This window comes from Erwinia sp. 9145 (assembly GCF_000745075.1).
In the GTDB taxonomy this organism is placed as follows: domain Bacteria; phylum Pseudomonadota; class Gammaproteobacteria; order Enterobacterales; family Enterobacteriaceae; genus Erwinia; species Erwinia oleae.
In genome coordinates, this window is sequence record NZ_JQNE01000001.1 from 730,262 (window position 1) to 749,141 (window position 18,880).

General features: G+C 57.6%; 21 protein-coding genes. 9 read left to right on the plus strand and 12 right to left on the minus strand.

Annotated elements, in window-relative coordinates; translation table 11 throughout:
* Positions 1-47: 47 nt before the first annotated feature.
* A complete protein-coding gene (gene gcvA, locus FA91_RS03560) occupies positions 48-959 on the minus strand; it encodes a transcriptional regulator GcvA (RefSeq protein WP_034912601.1) in 912 nt (303 codons plus the stop codon).
* A gap of 152 nt (positions 960-1,111) precedes the next feature.
* Between gcvA and FA91_RS20015 the strand changes: the two genes are divergently transcribed.
* Positions 1,112-1,480 carry a hypothetical protein gene (locus FA91_RS20015; RefSeq protein WP_051936979.1) on the plus strand — a complete coding sequence of 123 codons (369 nt, stop codon included), beginning with the start codon at positions 1,112-1,114 and terminating at the stop codon, positions 1,478-1,480.
* Positions 1,481-1,492: 12 nt separating this feature from the next.
* Here the strand turns inward: FA91_RS20015 and FA91_RS03570 are convergent, their stop codons facing one another.
* On the minus strand, positions 1,493-2,407 hold the full coding sequence (locus tag FA91_RS03570; protein WP_034912604.1) for a LysR family transcriptional regulator: 915 nt from the start codon (positions 2,405-2,407) through the stop codon (positions 1,493-1,495).
* Between the two features lie 118 nt (positions 2,408-2,525).
* On the opposite strand from FA91_RS03570, the gene FA91_RS03575 reads away from it, so the two are divergent.
* Both FA91_RS03575 and FA91_RS03580 read left to right on the plus strand, forming a co-directional pair.
* Complete coding sequence (locus tag FA91_RS03575; RefSeq protein ID WP_034912606.1) at positions 2,526-3,677, plus strand: M20 family metallopeptidase; 1,152 nt, start codon at positions 2,526-2,528, stop codon at positions 3,675-3,677.
* A complete protein-coding gene (locus FA91_RS03580; RefSeq protein ID WP_034912609.1) occupies positions 3,665-5,050 on the plus strand; it encodes a Na+/H+ antiporter NhaC family protein in 1,386 nt (461 codons plus the stop codon). The genes FA91_RS03575 and FA91_RS03580 overlap by 13 nt, the downstream gene beginning before the upstream one ends.
* 45 nt (positions 5,051-5,095) lie before the next feature.
* Here the strand turns inward: FA91_RS03580 and FA91_RS03585 are convergent, their stop codons facing one another.
* Both FA91_RS03585 and FA91_RS03590 read right to left on the minus strand, forming a co-directional pair.
* Positions 5,096-6,292 carry an L-talarate/galactarate dehydratase gene (locus tag FA91_RS03585; protein WP_034912612.1) on the minus strand — a complete coding sequence of 399 codons (1,197 nt, stop codon included), beginning with the start codon at positions 6,290-6,292 and terminating at the stop codon, positions 5,096-5,098.
* A gap of 274 nt (positions 6,293-6,566) precedes the next feature.
* Positions 6,567-7,061 (minus strand): CinA family protein, encoded by a 495-nt coding sequence (locus tag FA91_RS03590; RefSeq protein WP_034912615.1) that lies wholly within the window; start codon positions 7,059-7,061, stop codon positions 6,567-6,569.
* A 160-nt stretch (positions 7,062-7,221) separates the two neighbouring features.
* Between FA91_RS03590 and FA91_RS21425 the strand changes: the two genes are divergently transcribed.
* The 3 genes from FA91_RS21425 to FA91_RS03600 are packed head-to-tail and all read left to right on the plus strand — an operon-like array spanning position 7,222 to position 9,641.
* Positions 7,222-7,353: a hypothetical protein gene (locus tag FA91_RS21425; protein ID WP_255350078.1), complete on the plus strand. Its 132-nt coding sequence runs from the start codon at positions 7,222-7,224 to the stop codon at positions 7,351-7,353.
* A complete protein-coding gene (locus FA91_RS03595) occupies positions 7,346-8,710 on the plus strand; it encodes a cytochrome ubiquinol oxidase subunit I (protein ID WP_051937385.1) in 1,365 nt (454 codons plus the stop codon). Before FA91_RS21425 ends, FA91_RS03595 begins: the two co-directional genes overlap by 8 nt.
* A complete protein-coding gene (locus FA91_RS03600) occupies positions 8,703-9,641 on the plus strand; it encodes a cytochrome d ubiquinol oxidase subunit II (protein WP_034912616.1) in 939 nt (312 codons plus the stop codon). The genes FA91_RS03595 and FA91_RS03600 overlap by 8 nt, the downstream gene beginning before the upstream one ends.
* A gap of 2 nt (positions 9,642-9,643) precedes the next feature.
* Here the strand turns inward: FA91_RS03600 and FA91_RS03605 are convergent, their stop codons facing one another.
* The 7 genes from FA91_RS03605 to FA91_RS03635 all read right to left on the minus strand — a co-directional run bounded on the left by FA91_RS03605 (position 9,644) and on the right by FA91_RS03635 (position 14,926).
* Complete coding sequence (locus FA91_RS03605) at positions 9,644-10,435, minus strand: OBAP family protein (protein WP_034912617.1); 792 nt, start codon at positions 10,433-10,435, stop codon at positions 9,644-9,646.
* A 51-nt stretch (positions 10,436-10,486) separates the two neighbouring features.
* Positions 10,487-11,407: a manganese catalase family protein gene (locus tag FA91_RS03610; protein ID WP_034912618.1), complete on the minus strand. Its 921-nt coding sequence runs from the start codon at positions 11,405-11,407 to the stop codon at positions 10,487-10,489.
* 73 nt (positions 11,408-11,480) lie between these two features.
* Complete coding sequence (locus FA91_RS03615) at positions 11,481-11,987, minus strand: DUF892 family protein (protein ID WP_197060480.1); 507 nt, start codon at positions 11,985-11,987, stop codon at positions 11,481-11,483.
* A gap of 42 nt (positions 11,988-12,029) precedes the next feature.
* Positions 12,030-12,506, minus strand: a complete 477-nt coding sequence (locus tag FA91_RS03620; RefSeq protein ID WP_034912620.1) for a DUF892 family protein — start codon at positions 12,504-12,506, stop codon at positions 12,030-12,032.
* Between the two features lie 267 nt (positions 12,507-12,773).
* Positions 12,774-12,944 (minus strand): KGG domain-containing protein, encoded by a 171-nt coding sequence (locus tag FA91_RS03625; protein ID WP_034912621.1) that lies wholly within the window; start codon positions 12,942-12,944, stop codon positions 12,774-12,776.
* A gap of 440 nt (positions 12,945-13,384) precedes the next feature.
* Complete coding sequence (locus tag FA91_RS03630; RefSeq protein WP_034912624.1) at positions 13,385-14,149, minus strand: SDR family oxidoreductase; 765 nt, start codon at positions 14,147-14,149, stop codon at positions 13,385-13,387.
* Between the two features lie 84 nt (positions 14,150-14,233).
* Positions 14,234-14,926: an SDR family NAD(P)-dependent oxidoreductase gene (locus FA91_RS03635; protein ID WP_197060514.1), complete on the minus strand. Its 693-nt coding sequence runs from the start codon at positions 14,924-14,926 to the stop codon at positions 14,234-14,236.
* A 135-nt stretch (positions 14,927-15,061) separates the two neighbouring features.
* Between FA91_RS03635 and FA91_RS03640 the strand changes: the two genes are divergently transcribed.
* The 3 genes from FA91_RS03640 to crcB all read left to right on the plus strand — a co-directional run bounded on the left by FA91_RS03640 (position 15,062) and on the right by crcB (position 18,106).
* Positions 15,062-15,958 carry a LysR family transcriptional regulator gene (locus FA91_RS03640; protein ID WP_034912629.1) on the plus strand — a complete coding sequence of 299 codons (897 nt, stop codon included), beginning with the start codon at positions 15,062-15,064 and terminating at the stop codon, positions 15,956-15,958.
* A 162-nt stretch (positions 15,959-16,120) separates the two neighbouring features.
* Entirely contained in the window at positions 16,121-17,413 is a 1,293-nt protein-coding gene (locus FA91_RS03645; RefSeq protein WP_034912632.1) for an MFS transporter, read from the plus strand.
* 315 nt (positions 17,414-17,728) lie between these two features.
* Complete coding sequence (gene crcB, locus FA91_RS03650; RefSeq protein WP_034912635.1) at positions 17,729-18,106, plus strand: fluoride efflux transporter CrcB; 378 nt, start codon at positions 17,729-17,731, stop codon at positions 18,104-18,106.
* A 5-nt stretch (positions 18,107-18,111) separates the two neighbouring features.
* Here the strand turns inward: crcB and FA91_RS03655 are convergent, their stop codons facing one another.
* On the minus strand, positions 18,112-18,879 hold the full coding sequence (locus FA91_RS03655; protein ID WP_034912638.1) for a hypothetical protein: 768 nt from the start codon (positions 18,877-18,879) through the stop codon (positions 18,112-18,114).
* Position 18,880 lies beyond the last annotated feature (1 nt).

An 18,880-nucleotide genomic window follows, 5' to 3' on the forward strand; every position in this document is an offset into this window, starting at 1 on the left:
GACCGTTTAGTGAAACGATGTCTCCTCATCCGGGCATGAGCAAAAACTCATGCCTGTCCATAGCGGTGCTGCGCCTTTTCAGATGCCTGAAGGAGCCAGTGGCGAAAATTAATAATGTGTGGCTGGGATTCAATCCCTTTCGGACAGACGAAATAGTAGGCAACCGGCGAAGAAAAGGGAACGTCAAACAATCTCACCAGCGCGCCGCTGTCGATCTCCGCCTCGACATGCCCACTGCGGGCCAGCGCAATCCCCTGGCCCAACAGCGCCGCCTCAAGGGTCATATTGGTATCCGCAAAGCGGACGCTTTCACGCAGCGCAGAAATCGTGGTACCCACGTGCTGGAACCACACCTCCCATTTTGGCACCAGATCGGCGCCATCGCGCGTCAGCAGCGGATAACGCAGCAGTTCTGCCGGTTCATGCGGTACGCCGAAGCGGTTAAGTAAATCGGGGCTGGCGACCGGGAAGATCTGTTCACGAAACAGGAATTCTGAAAACAGCGCCGGGTAGTTGCCCTGACCAAAACGGATCGCCACGTCTGATTCGCTGTCCGCAAAGTTAATCGCTTTATCGGTGGTTTCCAGCGTGAGCAGAATTTCAGGATGCTGACGTGACAAATCCGGTATACGCGGCAGCAGCCATTTCAGTGCGAAGGAGTAGGTGGTGCTGACGCTCAGGCGCACTTTACCTTTTTGCTCACGCAAATCGGACAGGGTCGCTTCCAGACGGGTAAAAAATTCCCGTACGATGGGCGCGAGCGCCGCACCGGCGGGCGTCAGGCTTAACGACCTGCCGCGTTGAAAGAGCTGCAATCCCCACAGATCTTCCAGATTTTTTAACTGATGACTCACCGCGCTTTGGGTAATGTGCAGTTCTTCGGCGGCGGCGGTGAAGGTTGCGTGCCGCGTGGCAACCTCAAAGGCGCGCAGCGTCGCGCCGGGCGGCAGATCTTTCATGGCAGGGTATCCCGGTTAACGTTTAACACGCGTCGTTGATGAACAGAATGTCATAGTAGAGCATTTCGGCCGTGCGGCGGAAGAGACGCGGTGAGACGTATTTTTGCGTGCTACGCTTTAAGCACTGTTTCCTTCCAGGAGCGCGTCATACGGTGACCTGTAAATCTTATTTTAACCTGCTGTTTCCCCTCTTACTGCTCGCCGCTCATGCCGATGCCGCGAAAAACGACGCGCCGTTTATGACCTGCGGCAAGTTCCTTTTCACCCATTCTTCCGGCAATAAAGAGCAGATCCGCATCAACGGCGTGCAGCCAAAGGTGCAGAAAATCACCTTTCTGAAGAAAGAGGGCGATTGGGATAACGTGAAGGCGCACTGGATCGTTGCCGCGACAAAATTCCAGGGCGATTACAAAATGGACTATGTGAAACAGGGCGGGCCGGGGCAGCTGCATGCAGAGATCGTCAGAACCAGCCGCAGCCAGATAAAAATCTCCGGCGACTACGATTGCGTGCAGCCTTAAGCCGCACGGAAATCATCGCGTTTCAACGGCGTTGAAAAATTTACTCAACAACTGCCAGAGGAAATGCGCGGCGGGTGTGAGACGCCGGTCGGCGCTGCGCAGCAAATGGCACTGGCTTTCCTGCGCAATGCGGTGGTCGATCGGTACCGCCACCAGGCTTCCCTGGCGGAGCGGCATTTTCACCGTATGCGCGGTCATAAAAGCAATCCCCAGACCGGCCTGGCTGAGCGCAATAGCGCTGGAAAACAGGTTGCAACAGTAGTGCGGCGTAAAAATCAGGCCCTCGCTTTTGAACATGGCGTTGATGTGATGTTGCAGCCCAAAGTTATCGCTCATGGCAATCAGTCTGTGATGCGTTAACGCCTCAACGGTGACCTGATTCAGGCGGGCAACAGGATGTTCCGGCTGCACGATGGCGCAAATGGGGCCGCGATGGAAACTGTGGCGCTTCAGGGCCGCAGAGCCCATCGGCCCAAAAGCCACCGCCATGTCGACTTCGCCCCTGGCGATCAGCGTCAGCGTGGTTTGCATGTCACCGGACATAATATCGACAAACACGCCGGGCCAGGCGGCAGAGAACGGCCGGATAACGTGCTGTATCACATCCTCCACCATGCCCTGGCCCACGCGCAGGGAGACGGAGCCGCCGCGCATGTGGCGCAGATCGCTGAGCTGGCGGGAGAGCTTCCTGCGGCGCGCGCTGGTTTGCGCATAATCTTCAGCCAGCATTCTGCCCGCCTCGGTCAGCACCACGCCGCGCCCGCGGCGTTCAAGTAAAGGAAGCTGCATGGTTCGCGACAGTAGCGCAATCTGGCGGCTGACCACCGACGGGTTCACGCCAAGCATATCTGCCGCCCGGCGGATCCCACCCTGAACGCCCACTTCATACAGATAACTTATGGATTTTTCCGGCCATGTAGACGACATCACACTTTCCCGCTAACCGTTGCTCACAGAGCAACAATATTAGCAGTTACGCGACATTCTTTTTGCGCAGAATTTCTGCACATACTGCTTTACTCCACTCTGACAGGCGGGTAATAGCATGGAAAACATAAAAAATTATTTAACGCAGCATGCCGGTGAGATTCTGGCTGATATCAAACGGCTGGTGCGGGCAGAATCGCCCTCGACGGACAAAGACGCGGTGGATCGCTGCGGCGACGTTCTGCAAAGCATCATGCAGCAGCGGCTTGGCATCGCGGCGGAGGTTGAACCTCAGCAGGATTACGGCAACCTGCTCAAATTCTCGCTGGGCGACAGTGGCCCTCAAACCACCCTCCTCGGGCATTTTGATACGGTCTGGGACAACGGCGAGCTGCCGCTGCGCGAAGAAGAGGGCAGGCTGCACGGCCCCGGCGTGCTGGATATGAAGGCCGGCCTGGTGCAGGCCATCTGGGCGGTGCGCGCGCTGGTGGAAACTGAAGGACTTGCCGGGCGAATTGTTTTTCTCTGTAACAGCGATGAAGAGCTGGGCAGCCCCTGCTCCAGCGACTGGATAGCCGATCACGCTCGTGGCTCTGCGCAGGTACTGGTGGTGGAGCCGGCCACGGCGGGCGACGGCGCGCTGAAGATTGCCCGCAAAGGCACCGGACGGTACGACGTTGCCATCACCGGGTTTGCCGCCCATGCGGGGAACAATCCGGAAGAGGGGATCAGCGCAGTCCAGGAAATGGCGCAGCAGATCCTCTATCTGCACGGGCTGAACGACCCGGAATGCGGCACAACGGTCAATGTCGGCATCGCGCGCGGCGGCAGCCGCATCAACGTGGTGGCAGACCGGGCCGAACTTGGCATTGATACGCGGGTCACCAGCGCGGCAGAAGCGCAGCGTATTCATCAGGCCATCAGCCAGCTTTCGCCCTGCCTTGACGGGATTACGCTGACGGTGAACGGCGAGCAGTCGCGTCCTCCGATGCAGCAGACGCCTGCTTCGCTGGCGCTCCTGGCGCAGGCGCAGCGTGTGGCGCAGGCGCTTGGCTTCGCCGTGGAGGGGAAAGCGGTCGGCGGCGGCAGCGACGGCAACTATACCGCCGCGCTGGGCATACCCACGCTCGACGGGCTGGGCGCCACCGGCGCAGGCATTCATGCCAGGCATGAACATATTATCATTGCCGACATCGTACCGCGCACGGCGTTGCTGGCCGGTTTGCTGCTGGAGATCACCCGCGATAAGGAGGACGCATGCCGCAGGTAAACACCAATGCTTCTGCGCCGCCGTCCAGCGAACAAAGCCCCTATCTGTTGCTTTTTATCATTCTGGTGGTGGCGACGATGGCGACGTGGCTGATCCCGGCGGGAAAATTTGATTATGTCACGCGCGATGGGATCAAGTTTGCGGTAAAGGGGAGCCTGCACGCGGTGCCGCAGGCGGGCGTATACCCTTTGGAGATCTTCACCGCTATCGCCAAAGGGATGGTGAAATCTGCCTCGGTGATTTTTCTGATCCTCTTCACCGGCGGCGTGCTGGCAGTGGTGGAGGCGACCGGCGCGATTGCTACGGCGCTCAACGCGCTGTCACGAAGTACGCGCCTGAGCGATACGCGTATTGTGTTAATCTTCGGGGCCATATTCGCCCTGCTGGGCACCACGGGCGTGGTGGTCAATGCGGTGGTGGCGTTCGTGCCTATCGGGCTGCTGGTGGCGCGATCGCTTGGCCTGCCGCCGATTCTCGGCGCGTCGCTGGTCTACCTGACCTGCGCCGCCGGTTTTAACGTCGCCATCATGAATCCGGCCACCACCGGTCTGACTCAGCATCTTGCGCAGCTGCCGCTCTTTTCAGGGATGCTGCTGCGCGGCCTGACCTGCCTGCTGTTTGTGGTCAGCGCCGTGCTGTTTCTGATCCGCAGCCTGCGCCGCGCGCGTCGGGAAGGGAACCTGCGCCCCACCCAGCCGGTTGAGGCGGGTGAAATCCACCAGGTGACGGGGCGCCATAAACTGATCCTCGCCACCGTGGTAGTGGCGCTGCTGATCTTTATCGGCGGCGTGATCCGCTACCATTGGGAAACCAATGAGATGTCGGCGATGTTTGTGCTGCTGGCGGTGGTGGTGGGCATAACCGGGCGCATGTCCGGTTCCGACATTGCCAACACCTTTCTCAGCGGCTGCGCGAAACTGGTCAAAGGCGCGTTTATCGTCGGCATGGCCGGGGCGATTTCGCTGGTGTTGCAGCAGGGCGACGTGCTCGATCCTATCGTTGGCTTCCTCTCTGATTTGCTGGCGCCGATTCCTCCGTCGGGGGCCACCATCGGCATGTTTATCAGCGCGGCGCTGATGCACTTCGGCATCTCCTCAGGCTCCGGAGAGTCGGCGCTGCTGGTACCGATCTTCACGCCGCTGGGCGACAACCTCGGTCTGACGCGTCAGGTGATGGTGCAAACCGTGTTGCTGGGCGAAGGAATTGTCAACAGCATCAGCCCGACCTCTGGCGTGCTGATGGCGGTGCTGGCAACCGCCAACGTCTCCTTTGGCAAGTGGCTGCGTTTTGTCGCGCCGCTGGTCGCCGTCTGGTTTGCGATCTGCGTGGTGATGCTGCTGATCGGTGTCGCCATCAAGTGGGGCCCCTTTTAGTCCAGCCGGTCGCGCACCTTATCAACGGGGCGCGACCGACAACCGTTACGGTTTTTTTCCAAACTCGCACTGCAACACGGTCCATTTACGCGCCTGTTCGCTCAGCGTGAAGCCCAGGCCGTGTCGGTCAGAGATCCACATCCGCCCGTCGCGCAGTTCAAGCTGTTCGTTGAACAACGGATTGAGCCACTCGAAATGCTCCAGCCACGGCTCCAGCGGGTAGGCCGCCGCCAGATGGATGTGCACCTCCATGGCAAAATGCGGCGCCAGTTTGCGGCCGTGCTTCGCCGCCAGATCCATAATTTTCAGGAATGGCGAAATACCGCCGACGCGCGGCGCGTCAGGCTGCACGACGTCGCTGGCGTTGCCAAGGATCAGCTGCTCGTGTTCACGGAAGCTGGTCAGCATCTCGCCGGTAGCGATCGGCGTATCCAGCGCCGCCGCCAGCTGCGCATGGCCTTGTACGTCGTACGCATCCAGCGGCTCCTCAATCCAGATCAGGTTGAACGCCTCCATTTTGCGGCCCATACGAATCGCGGTTTCGCGATCCCACTGCTGATTGGCGTCCACCATTAACGGAAAATCGTCGCCCAGCGCCTTACGTACGCCGGTCAGACGGCGAATGTCCTCAGCGGCGTTGGGCTGCCCGACCTTGAGTTTGATACCGCCGATGCCGCTCTCCTGCGAAATCACCACGTTCTTCAGCACCTGATCGAGTGGTGTGTGCAGGAAGCCGCCGGAGGTGTTGTAGCACTGCACAGAGTCACGATGGGCGCCCAGCAACTTTGAGAGCGGCAGCCCGGCGCGCTTTGCTTTCATGTCCCACAGCGCGATATCGAAAGGCGAAATCGCCTGCACCGCCATGCCGCTGCGGCCAACCGACGCGCCCGCCCAGAGCAGTTTGGTATAAATTTTATCGATATCGTTTGGGTCTTCGCCCAACAGGTTGTCGGCGATCTCTTTCGCGTGGGCGTAGATGCCCTGGCCGCCCGCGCGTTTTGAGTAGCTGAAGCCAATACCTTCAAAACCGTCGCGGCTGCGGATCTCAGCGAAAATGAGGGCAACTTCGGTCAGCGGTTTCTGGCGACCGGTCAGGACTTTGGCGTCGCTGACCGGCGTGGCCAGCGGCAAAAAAGCCAGCGAAAGCTGAATGCTCTCGATACGATCGCCGCTGTCGGCGGCGGTAGCGTTAGCGGTAGAGGTCGCATAGCTCACTGCGTCTGAATTTGCGCTGGAAGACATGGTTGGCTCCTTGTGAACAGGGTTCTGTCACTTGTAACCTGTCTTCATGCTCGGCGCGAAGCGTTCATAACGCTTGTGAACGCGTCATCACGAATTCATCAAAAAGACCTTCGCGGCGGTCACGTTTCACTGAAATTTGGGGAATTGCACGAAGAAACCGCGCGCACAACCCTGTATGACTTTTCGACGTTTTACCCACCGTCAGCGACAGCCCCGCTCTTCACAGCCATTGTGCAACGCCACCATGATGCGAGCAGGTGCCCCGACGATGCAATTACGCCGGGTGATGCAACAGCTGGCGGCAGCGCTCCAGCGCAAACAATGCCGCCTGATGAATAACCGCCTCGCTCTCGCCGCGGAAATACTTCATCTCGCTTTGCACCCGTCCATCGGGAAATGCCCAGGCAAACCAGACGGTGCCCGCTGGCGTACCGTCTTCGCCGCCGTCCGGCCCGGCATAGCCGGTTATCGCCAGGCTCACCGCCTCGCCGGTCAGCGCCTTCGCGCCAGTGGCCATTTCCCGCACGGTGGCTTCGCTGACAGCGGTATACTCACGCAGCGTCCCGGCAGAGACATTAAGCACCCGATGTTTGGCCTCATCGGTGTAGGTCACCAGCCCGGTGGTAAAGAAATCACCGCTGCCCGGCGCGGCGCCGAGCGCCATACTCACCAGACCGGCGGTACATGACTCTGCCGTAACGCTTTTTAACGCCATTGCTTTCAGCGCCTTACCTAACGCTTCCGCCGCATCGACCAGTTGCTTATTCATTGCCGCTCCTTGCCTGACATAAAAAAATCTTATCTGGGAAGTATAGATAATCGCGACAGAGGCGGGATCCCCTGCCAGCGACTACGCTGGAAAGTACATAACGTTGCAAAGAAATGGAAAGGGCGCAGGGAAGCGCGCTTTGCCCTGTCGGAGCCATGAAATGAGCCATATCACCTGCACCCTTACCTGCGAGGGGCAACGGCTGTGGGGGCTGTGTGCGGTTTCCGCCTCGCTGGAGAGCAGCCCGCAAAAGCCCATCACCCGCAATAGTGGGGAAAAAAGCCATGCCTGATGCCGATCTGACGCTGCTACTGTCGCGCGGGCAGTTTGCGGTGACGATCGGGCTGCATATTGTGCTCGCCGCCTTTGCGCTGGGTCTGGCGCAGTTTCTGGCTTTTCTTGAGGGAGTATGGCTCTGGACAGGCGATCGGCGCTATCGCAGCCTCTATCGCTTCTGGCTGAAGATTTTTGCGCTGACTATCGCCGTCGGCACCGTCTCCGGGGTGGTGATGGAGTTTCAGTTTGCCACCAACTGGAGCGAGCTGGTGCGGCGAACCGGCGGCATTCTCGGCCCGCTGATGCTGTATGAGGTGCTGGTGGCATTTTTTATGGAGTCGGCGCTGGCCGGGGTGATGATTTTCGGAATGGATCGCATCCGTCCGGGCGTGCACTTCCTGGTGACGCTGCTGGTGGCGCTGGGCGCGTTGATCAGCGCTTTCTGGATCCTCGCAGCCAACGCCTGGATGCAGACGCCGACCGGTTTTACGCTTGATGCGGCGGGCATCCTTCAGCCGGAGAGCTGGCTGACCATTCTTCGCGCGCCCTCATTCCCGTGGCGGCTGACGCACATGGTGCTGGCCGCGCTGCTGGCTACGGCTTTTCTGGTGGCGGGCGTGGGGGCGTGGCGGTTGCTGAAAGGAATACAGCCGGAAACCGCGCGCCTGATGCTGTCGCTGGCAATGTGGCTGGCGCTGATCCTGATGCCCGTGCAGATTATTATTGGCGATCTGCACGGCGAAAACACACTGGAACATCAGCCGCAGAAAGTGGCGGCGATGGAGGGCAACTGGCGCAGACCGCCGCAGGGTGAAGGCGAACCGCTGCGGCTGTTCGCCATTCCCGATGCAGAGGCGCAGCGTAACCGGGCGGAGGTAGCCATACCGGATATCGCTTCGCTCTATCTGCGGCACAATCTGCACGGCCACATTCAGAGCCTGAGCGAGTTTCCCAAAACCGATCTGCCGCCGGTGGCGCTGGTGTTTTTTGCTTTTCGCCTGATGGTTGGCCTGGGCGTCATCATGTTTGCCGCCAGCCTGGCCGCTTTTCTCCTGCGCCTGCGCAAAAGGCTGTACGGCGCGCGCTGGCTGCTGAAAAGCCTGGTGCTGCTGTCGCCGGCGGGCTTTGCGGCGATGCTGGCGGGCTGGGTGGTCACCGAGGTGGGCCGACAGCCGTGGGCAGTGTGGGGCGTTCTGCGCACCGCGCAGGGCGTTTCGCCGCTGCCTTCCGCCTGGGTCAGCGCGTCGCTGACCGCCGTGGTGATTATCTATGCCATCGCCTTTGCCGCCGGTCTGCGCTACTTCCTGCACTATGTTGCTTCCCCCCTGCCGCCGGACAACGCAGCCGGTAAGGAGAAAGAGGGTGATGCTTAATCTCCCGGATCTGGCCGCCGCCGCGCTGGCCTTTACCCTGATGATGTACGTGCTGCTGGACGGTGCCGATCTTGGCGTTGGCATGCTGTTTGGATGGTTTCACGGTGAGGAGGAGCGGCATCGACTGGCGCTCACCATCCTGCCTCTCTGGGACGCCAACGAAACCTGGCTGGTGCTGCTGGCGGGCGGCCTGCTGGCGCTCTTTCCGGCGGCGGCCGCGCAGCTGTTTACCGCGCTTTATATTCCGCTGTTTATTATGCTTTTTGCGCTGTTTGTCCGCGCCTTTGCGCTGGAGTACCGGGGTCACGCTTCGGCGCGGACGAAGCGCCTGCTGGATCGCGCTTTTGCGCTTGGCTCGGCAACGGCGGCATTCTTTCAGGGCGTGCTGACGGGGGCAATGCTGAACGGCGTGTCGTCCGGCAGTTGGTTCTCATTAACGTCGGCGCTCTGCGGCTGCGGCGCGATGGCCGGTTACCTGCTGCTGGGCTGCTGCTGGACGCGCTGGCGGCTGGGGGGCGAAACCGGCGAACGCGCCAGCCTGCTCGCCGGGTTGTTTCTGGTTATCGCCATTGTGATGACGATCGGCGTGGCGCTGTTGCTTCCTGCGCGACTGGAGGCAACCTGGCACTTTGCGGCCGGGAAAGCGTTCTGCGCAGCGGCGGGCGCGCTGTGCATTGCGCTGCCTGTACTGCTGTACGGTGAGCGTCCTTTTGCCCCGTTGCTGGCGGCGCTGCTGCTCACCGTGTGCTGGCTGGCGGCCGGGATGCTGAGCGTCTGGCCGTGGCTGATCCCCGATCTTCTGCCGCTAAACGCAACCGCCGCGTCGCCGGTTGCGCAGCGCTTTGTGCTGTGGGGACTGGCGGTGGTGATGCCCCTGACGCTTGCCTATAACAGCTGGGCGTTCCGGGTGCTGAAAGGCAGGGTCATCTGACATCAGGGAATTTTGCCTTTTTCCGCCTGCTCAGACGTCGTAAAACCGGTATGGCCTTTGGCATGCTCACCCGCGCCCTTCACGCGTTTGAGCTGAATAACATCGCCCTGTTGCCAGGCGTCAGCGCCTTTCACCACCGGATCGGCGACGATATCGCTGCGTTCCTGACGGATTTTTTTGGTATCGATATCGAATCGCTTATCGCGATCGACCAGCAGACGCGAGTCCATCTGGCCATCGGCGGTGAAGCCCATCATCAGCGAGGGAATGCCGAGCGGGAGCGTCTTGTCGCGATCGGTGTGCCAGGTGTGCCACGTTTTGCCATAGGTGTTCACAATCTTTCTCATCAACGGTTTTTCAGCGGCGGCGGGCAGGCCGGGAGCGATCAGACTGCCGGATTTCACCTCGTACTGATGGCTGTGCCAGAGCTTTTTCTCTTCCGGCGGCAGCGTGGCGAAAAGGCGTGCGCTGATAATGTATTCCACGCCCATCAGATGTGCGTCACGGGTGTTTCCGTCGTAGATCACCGCCTGCATCACGTCATCGTTGAGTATGGTGATGTAGTGGTGCGCTTCCATCTGGCCATTTTTGTCGCCGTTGTAGAAGTGAAAACCGTCGAGATAAGCATTCATCGCATCAATTGGCGGACGTGACTGAAGGAGCGCCGCGCCCGTATCCAGCGCCTGAAGTTTTGCCGAGGTTGGCGCGCCGGGTGAAATCACCTGCGGCGGCGTGTTGGCGCCGCATCCGGCGAGCAGTAACAGGGAACAAAAGAGGGGAGGGAGTCGTTGCATCAGCGTTTTCCTTGCCGGGAAGAAACAGGCGACCGGGAGGCCGCCCTGAAACTATTTCTTTTTTGTCGGTGTGCGACCGGGCTTTTTCGGCGCTGAATCATTCTCAATTGGCGGCACTGCGCCAATATCCGTTCCGGTCACCGGATTAACGGCAGGATCGGAGGCGGTGCGCGCAATCATGCTGTCGAGATTCCTCTGCTGTTCAGCGGGTAACGTAACGCTGGCGCTGCCGTCGCCACCATCCACTGCCGGGCCGGGATCGGCAACATAGTTGAAATTCTCATCGGAATTCCAGCTTCCACGCACTTCACCCCCTTCAGACATGTTGTAGTAGGTGCTGGCGTACTTCTCAATCGGTGGCAGTTTGCCCGGCGGGAAGTTATTGCGAATAGAGTAAAGCGCCTTCTCAAAGGAGATCTGATGCGCGACTTCTCGCGTCATTAAAAAACCCAGCGCGTCTTTTACGCCCGGATCGTCCGTCAGATTAATCAGGCGCTCATAAATGATTTTCGCTCGCGCTTCTGCTGCGATGTTGGAGCGCAGATCGGCCGTCACTTCGCCAATGGTATCAATGTAGGCTGCCGTCCACGGCGCGCCAGCGGAGTTAGTCAGCGCCGGGCCGCCGCCATACAAAAGCGAGGTCAGGTGACTGTCATTGCCCTTGCCACTCAGCGAGCGATAAAGGTCGCCTTCCTTTTCAGTACCTTCAGCAAGGTCGCCCTTCGCGCCCTTATTGAGCATGCCCACCAGCGATCCAATGATTTCCAGATGGCTCAGCTCTTCGGTGGCGATATCCATTAACAGATCTTTACGACCCGGATCGTCATCACTCAGGCCCTGGGTGAAGTAGCGACAGGCGGCAGCCAGCTCGCCCTGCGGGCCGCCAAACTGTTCCAGAAGAAGATTTGCCAGCCCTGGATTGGGGCCAGCCACCCTGACGGTGTACTGCAATTGTTTTACGTGTCTGAACATAGCTCACTCTGCTTAAAGAAAATTTCATAAAAAAGCCGCGCGATGGCGGCCTGTTTCCGTTGGAGTCACGGTTCTATTTCTTGGCTTCTACGCCCGGCGCGGCGGATCGCACCAGGAACTGCTCGGTCACATCCGGCAGGTGTTTCAGCGACCAGTCGGCCATTGCCACTTCCTGCTCGCGGATTTGAGAAAAAATGCGCGCGCCCTCTACGTCGCCCACCACCTGAGCGGCGGCGATCAGCGAGGTATAACTGGCGATTTCGAGATTTTCAAAAACGTAGCCGCTGATAGCGCCTTTAACGACTTCGTCATCGGCCATCATGCCGCCCATCGCCTGCCCAAAAGCAGACAGTTTGCCCAGGGTGTCTTTGAAGGTTGAACTGGAGGTATCAAAGCGGTCGATCACCGATTGCACCATCACCTGTTGCTGACGCGTTTCTTCAATATGCTGTTTAATGCGCGCTTTCAAATCAGGATAGTGCTCCAGACGATCGGCCATTTTTTCCAGCATACTTTCTGCCTGTTTTTCCATGGCGTGCGCGTCTTTCACCCACGCCAGATAATTCTCTTCATGTGTCATGATCCCGGTCTCCGTAAATGTTGTGTCGAAGACGCTGCGCCGTTAAGCCTGCTGCTCTGCAATAACGGTCAACTTCTCATCGGTCGCTTTTTCTTCTTTCAGCGTTTCAGCCAGCAGACGCGCCGCCTCTTTGTAACCCAGCTTCACGGCCAGGGCATAGAGCGTGCCGTAGGTGGCGATTTCATAGTGCTCAACTTTCTGCGCTGCGCCGATCAGGCCTGCATCACGTACCGGGCCAGCCTCAACCGAATCGATAATTTCCTGCGCTTCTTCAGCAAGGCCTTCCAGCGCATGACACTTCATTCGTTTGATTTTTAAACCGTCGGTGATCTCAACCAACTGGTCAAGACGTTCGATCTGCCCCTGAGTTTCTTCAAGGTGTTGTTTAAACGCGGCAACCAGTTTTTCATCCGTTGCGGCACGCGCCATTTTTGGCAAAGCGCGGGTAATCTGTTTTTCTGCACTGTAAACGTCTGACAAATCATGAATAAATAAATCTTCGAGGGTTTTAATTGTCATAATTAACCTTTTTTAATCGTAGGGAAATAAATCCGGAGGTGTTTTTTAAATTCAAATAAAGCATAGTTGATAAAAGGATAAGGAAACGAGAAATGCATAATAAATAAAGTATTAAGACTAATCTTAGATGAAATAAATTTATAAATCAGCCTGTAGCCTGTCTGTCATTAATTTTCATAAAAATAAAACCCGCAATCCATAAAAGTGATGGCGGGTTTTACTTAGCGTTAATGCTAACTACATGTTATGCAAAAGGTTAAAAAGCGACTATTTTTTCTGGCCGCCTTTTTTGCCCGCTTCAGAGGCTTTTTCGGGATCGTTTTTGAAATTACCGCTTCCGCTCCCGCTGTTACTACTTTTTCCGCCTTTTTTACCGGCTTCTGAGGCTTTTTCACGATCTTCGGCAAAATTACCGGCATTTCCACGATGCTGAGTCATATCAATTTATTCCTCTTCATGTTTAAAAGCTCCACCGATTGTCATAATGTTCCGTACCATAATTTCATGGACAGGAATCGGTGAACGTCGTGCATTAATAAATCTAGCAAGCGTTTCGTTATTTGCAATATCTGCAAGAAAAAATCTTGTGCCGGTTTATTTCTATTAACCTGATGAAGTTAAAGCGTATTTAAAATAAGCGAAGCCGCAGTTTATATTTTGAAATACAGAGTTTGTATAAAAATCAACGGATAACGCGGGTGAGAAAATATCAATTAAATTTCAGAGGCGTCCCTTCCTCTGAAGGATAAAACAGGCGGGAACCAGAGCGTGCCGGTACCGCCCTCAGAACACCACACCTGACCAGAGGTGTGGCTGTTTTCATTGGACGCCAGCGTGACATAAAGCGGTGCGATTTCAGCGGGCTGCCCAATACTCGCTTACGCCTGTTTTGGCTGGCCGTTTGATGCGGTCAGGCCGCCGTCAACCGGCAGATTCGCACCGGTAATGTAGCGTGCGTCGTCGCTGGCGATAAAGGCAATGGCATCGGCAATATCTTCCGGCTCGCCCGCGCGATTCAGCGGGATGCGATCATAGAATTTATTCAGCAGCGACGGATTGTTCTTCATCTCTTCCGTGAGGTCGGTAAAGGTGAAGCCGGGGCAGATCGCGTTGACGCGAACGCCATCCTCGCCGTAATCCATCGCCAGCGAGCGGGTGAAATTGGTCACCGCGCCTTTCGCCGCATTATAGACGCTCATGCCCCAGTCGCCGCCCAGACCGGAAACCGACGAGATATTTACCACGTTGCCTTTGCTCTTCAGCAGGGCAGGCATAAAGTAGTGCACGCAGTGATACACGCCGTCCAGATCCACCTTCATCAGCTTTTTCCAGTCGTCCGGTTCGATCTCATGAATGCGCCCCTGCACAATCACGCCAGCGTTATTGACCAGCACGTCAACACGCCCGTACTTTTCCAGCACCTTCTGCGCCAGCGCCTTCACGTCGTCCGCCTCGCCCACGTCGGCGGGGGCGACAAGATGGTCGCCCGCGCCGAGCGTTTTCAACGTTTTTTCCAGCTTGTCGGCCGTACGACCGATTAATACTACGGAGGCGCCTTCACTGGCGAAACGTCGGGCCGTCGCCGCGCCGATCCCGGAGCCTGCACCGGTGATTACCACTATTTTTTTCTCAAAACGCGCCATTTTTTTCCTCCATTTTTTCGCTGAGTCGGTACTAAACCTGGCAAACATGGCGCGAAGTGCAAGCGGGACTTTCCTTCAGAATGTTTACCAGGGCACCTCGCGACCCAGGTAGTCGAGGTAATGCAGGCCGGTGCGGCCCTCGCTGGCGGTAAGGGTATCAACCAGCGCCGGAATGCTCTCCTCAATTGTCAACCGTGCATCGGGGCCGCCCATATCGGTGCGCACCCAGCCCGGCGCCATCAGCAGTAGCGTTTCTGGCGCATCGCCCTGACGTGCGGCAAAACTACGCATAAACATATTCAGCGCGGCTTTGCTGCCGCGGTAGACATCGTATTGTCCGTTGGTGTTATTGGTAAGGCTGCCCTGACCGGAAGACATCACGGCGATTGTGCCGCCCGGCGTCACGCAATCTTTAAGCCGTTCAATCACCCTGATCGGGCTCAGCGCATTTGTCACCATTACCCTGACAAATTCCCCGGTGGAGACGTTGGCGGCCGTTTCGCTATCGTCATTTTTAACGCCAGCGTTAACAAACAGGATATCCACGCGCGTGGCGCCGAGTCGGCTACGCAAGGCGTCGACTTCGTCAGGTTGGGTAATTTCCACCGTTTCGACACGCAGCAGAGCAGGGTAGCGTGCCGCCAGCGCAGAGAGCGCCTTGCGTGAGTTTTCCCGCCCGGTGGCGATCACCTGAACACCACGCTTCAGATACTCTTCCGCCATCGCAAAGCCCAGACCGCGCGAGGCGCCAATCAGTAAAACCGTTTTTTGTGCCATCATCCTTCTCCTCATTGACAGGCAAGCGAGCGTGCTGATGATAAAAGATACGCTGAAGGCAGACAGGGCGGAAGACGCAGGGGATGCATGTTATACCTGCATCAAACGCCATCTGTAACGATAACAGGAGACGAAATGGCCGCACCCGATTTCAACTTGCTGATGGCGCTGGATAACCTGCTGGCGGAGGAGAGCGTGGCCGGCGCCGCGCGGCGCCTGGGGCTCAGCGCGTCCGCCATGAGCCGTACCCTCGCGCGCCTGCGCGCTGTCACCGGCGATCCGCTGCTGGTGCGGGCCGGGCGCGTCATGGTGCTGACGCCTTATGCACAGGCGATCCGTGAGCGAACCCGTCAGGCCGTCTCAGAAGCGCAGGCCATTTTGCGCCCTGCGTTTTCGGAAATAAGTCTCCCGACGCTGGAACGCACCTTCACGCTGCGCACCAACGACGGGTTCGTCGAGGCATTTGGCGCGCAGCTGATCGCGGCGGCGGCGGACGTGGCGCCGCAGGTGCGGCTGTGCTTTACGCCTAAACCGGAAAAAAGCGCAAAGCCGCTGCGTGACGGCACAGTGGATCTTGAAATCGGCGTGCTGGGTGAAACGGGGCCGGAGATCCGTTTACAGGGACTGTTCCGGGATCGTTTTATTGGCGTGGTCAGAAAGGGGCATCCGCTGATAAAAAACGTCACGCCGGAAGGCTTCGCCGCCGCCGCACACGTGGTCGCTTCCCGGCGAGGTATCGCCAGCGGGCCGGTGGACGAGGCACTGGCGAAACGGGGGCTTGAGCGGAAAGTGTCCGCCGTGGTGGCCAGCTTTCAGGCTGCGCTGGCCGTGGCGATAAGTTCCGATCTGGTGGCGCAGGTGCCGGCCTCGTTCATCATGCATCAGCCCGACAGGCATGCCGCGCTGGAGGCGTTTGAACTGCCGGTCAGCGTTGGGGGCTTTACCGTTTCGCAGATGTGGCATCCGCGTTCAGAATCCGATGCAGCGCATCGATGGCTTCGACAGTTGATTAATGAGGTTTGCCGTCAATAAACAGAGCCACATGCCAGGCAATTCCGTGCGCTGACAGAACGCCCTGTACAGATAACACCCTGTCTCTGATGTTTTTTATCCAGGGCTTGCCCCTGCTTATGGATTACGTCTACTGTTATTGTTCTGGTAAATGGTTACCAATAAAGGCGACAGGGAGCCGTAATGAAAAAAGTCCTCGGCACATTCTTACCGCTCTATACCACCACGCTGCTAATGCTGCTCGGCTCCGGCCTGTTGACTACCTGGGTTTCATTGCGCCTTGCCCATGAGCAGGTAAGCGGCGGGGTGATCGGGGCAATCATTGCTGCCCATTACATCGGCCTGGTTATCGGCGGCAAGGTAGGGCATAACCTGATCGCCCGCGTCGGGCATATTCGCACCTATGTCTCCTGTGCCGGGATCATTACCGCCTCGGTGCTCGGCCACGGTTTGACCGAGTTTCTGCCGCTGTGGATCTTTCTGCGGCTGATTATCGGTCTGTGCATGATGTGCCAGTACATGGTGCTGGAGAGCTGGCTTAACGATCAGTCAGAAGCCAGCCAGCGCGGGACGATATTTGGTTTATACATGGTGGCAACCTACCTCGGCCTGTCGGCCGGGCAAATTATTCTGATGTCGCCGCTCGGCACCGACAGCAGCAGCCTGTTGATTGTGGCGCTCTGTTTCGCACTCTGCCTGGTGCCGATTGCACTTACTACCCGCACGCATGCGCATCCGTTGTCGCCTGCGCCAATGGAGCTGGGCTACTTCGTGCATGCCATTCCTCAAATTTTAGTGATGACGCTGGTGATCGGCATGGCGGTCGGGGCATTTTACGGGATGGCGCCGGTCTACATCAGCCAGCTGGGTTTCAGTACCCGGCAGGCCGGTCTGTTTATGGGCATCACCATCTTCGCCGGGCTGGTGTCGCAGTTTCCCCTGAGCTGGCTCTCTGACCGTGTCAGTCGCCCGCGCCTGCTGTTTTATACCGGCGTGCTTTACGTGCTGGCAGCGCTGCCGCTGACGCTACCGGCGCATTTTTCGTTTTTCTGGGTGGCGTTAATTGCTTTTATCGCCAGTATGATGCAGTTCTCACTCTATCCGCTGGTAGTGGCGATGGCCAACGACAGCGTGGTGCCGGAGCGGCGCGTCTCGCTGACCGCCTGCCTGCTGATGGCATTTGGTATAGGCGCGTGTATCGGGCCGCTGGTCACCGGCGCGCTGATGCAGCCGCTGGGCGGCAACATGCTCTATCTCTTTTTCTGCCTTTGCGGCGTGCTGATTGCCACGCTGGCGGGCTTCAGCAGCCGACGCCGCACGGTGAGTAACGAGTTGCCCATTCCGCACGTGCCGATGCCGGATACGATGGCCAGCTCACCGCTGGCGGCCGCGCTCAATCCCAATATTGCCGAAGAGGAAATTCAGTCGGTGATGGTCAATAACGATGAAACCACGGAAGAGAATGTGGCCGGGTGACCAGCGTTTTTTATAAAAAGCGCCGATTCGGCATCAATTTAATAGTGAAATCAACGGATAAACTTTCAAAAAATACGTCGGAAAACAGAGTGGTAGTATCTAAGGAAAATCCGAAAGTTGATCGCATTATCTAAATGTTTATACTCAGATCACTTAAACGCTGCTTCAGGAGTGGTTATGAGGGAACGCCTGTCAGCCAGAGGGAAAATCTGGCTTGTTGTGATCGTCTGCTGTGCGCTGTTCTGGAGTCTGTTGTTCTGGATTTTGTGATAGTAAACTCCACAACGATGTCCAATTTCTGATGATGAGAAGCTGATGGTGAAGTCTTTAGTCGCCGTAATAGTCGGTGGTTCGCTGGGATGCGTTATCCGCTGGCTGTTGGGTGTACGTCTCAACGCGCTCTTTCCTAATCTGCCGCCCGGCACGCTGGTCGTTAATCTGCTTGGCGGGTTTATCATTGGCGGCGCGATGGCCTGGTTTCTGCGTCATCCGCAACTCGATCCGGCCTGGAAGCTGTTGATCGCCACCGGTCTGTGCGGCGGCATGACCACCTTTTCCACTTTTTCTCTGGAGATCATGACGCTGCTTCAGGCCGGTAACTATACGTGGGCAATGGCGTCGGTGCTTATTCACGTCGTAGGCGCATTGCTGATGACCTTCGCCGGTTTCTGGCTGGTGTCGCTGATGCTGTAGGCGAATCAGTCCTCGTTTTGCGACTCTAACGCCAGCGCGCTGGCGGTCGCCGCGTCAAACAGCGAAAGACTCTCTACCTGATCGAGCATGATCACTTTACGAAATGCCATGGCAGATTTCGGCTCGGAATCGAGGGTAATGCCATGCTCAGCGTAATATTTGCTGTAGTTGTGCTCAATGTGCAGGTTGAGCGTTTCACCGTCCCGGTAGCCGCTGAGCATCGGGATCAGCACCAGATTGGCCGTCGAGGGGAGTTCATAATGCGCGGTATGGATCATGCCGATATAGATCCGCCGCGATTTCAGCGTGACCCAGGCCAGCTCACCCTCTTCCATGCACTGATAGAGCAGCCCTTCAACGCCGTTCGCGCGCGTCAGATTTTTATAGAGCTTTTTACGGCCTTCGCTGCTTAATTTAGCGCTGCCTGACCAGTTTGAACGGTAGACGCAGAAGACAATAGCAAAACTCAGCATGACGACAACCGGCGCCTGAATGCCCAAAAAGCTCCAGGTCATAAATTCAATTTGCCAGTGATAATGCACGCCTTCGCCCAGCGCCGGAACCGCATTCATCACCGCCGACGCCGCCAGCAGCAGTATCCAGACGATCCCGGTGGCGATCACCCCCTGCAAAACGAAGATGCAGCCATAGAGCGCCACCAGAAAATAGACGTCCCAACCAAACGAGCGTTTGATTTTGAAGCGGGTAGTGAGGTCGCGGCTGGTGTACCAGTAGCCACAGACCATCAACACCATAAATATCGCCGTTCCCATT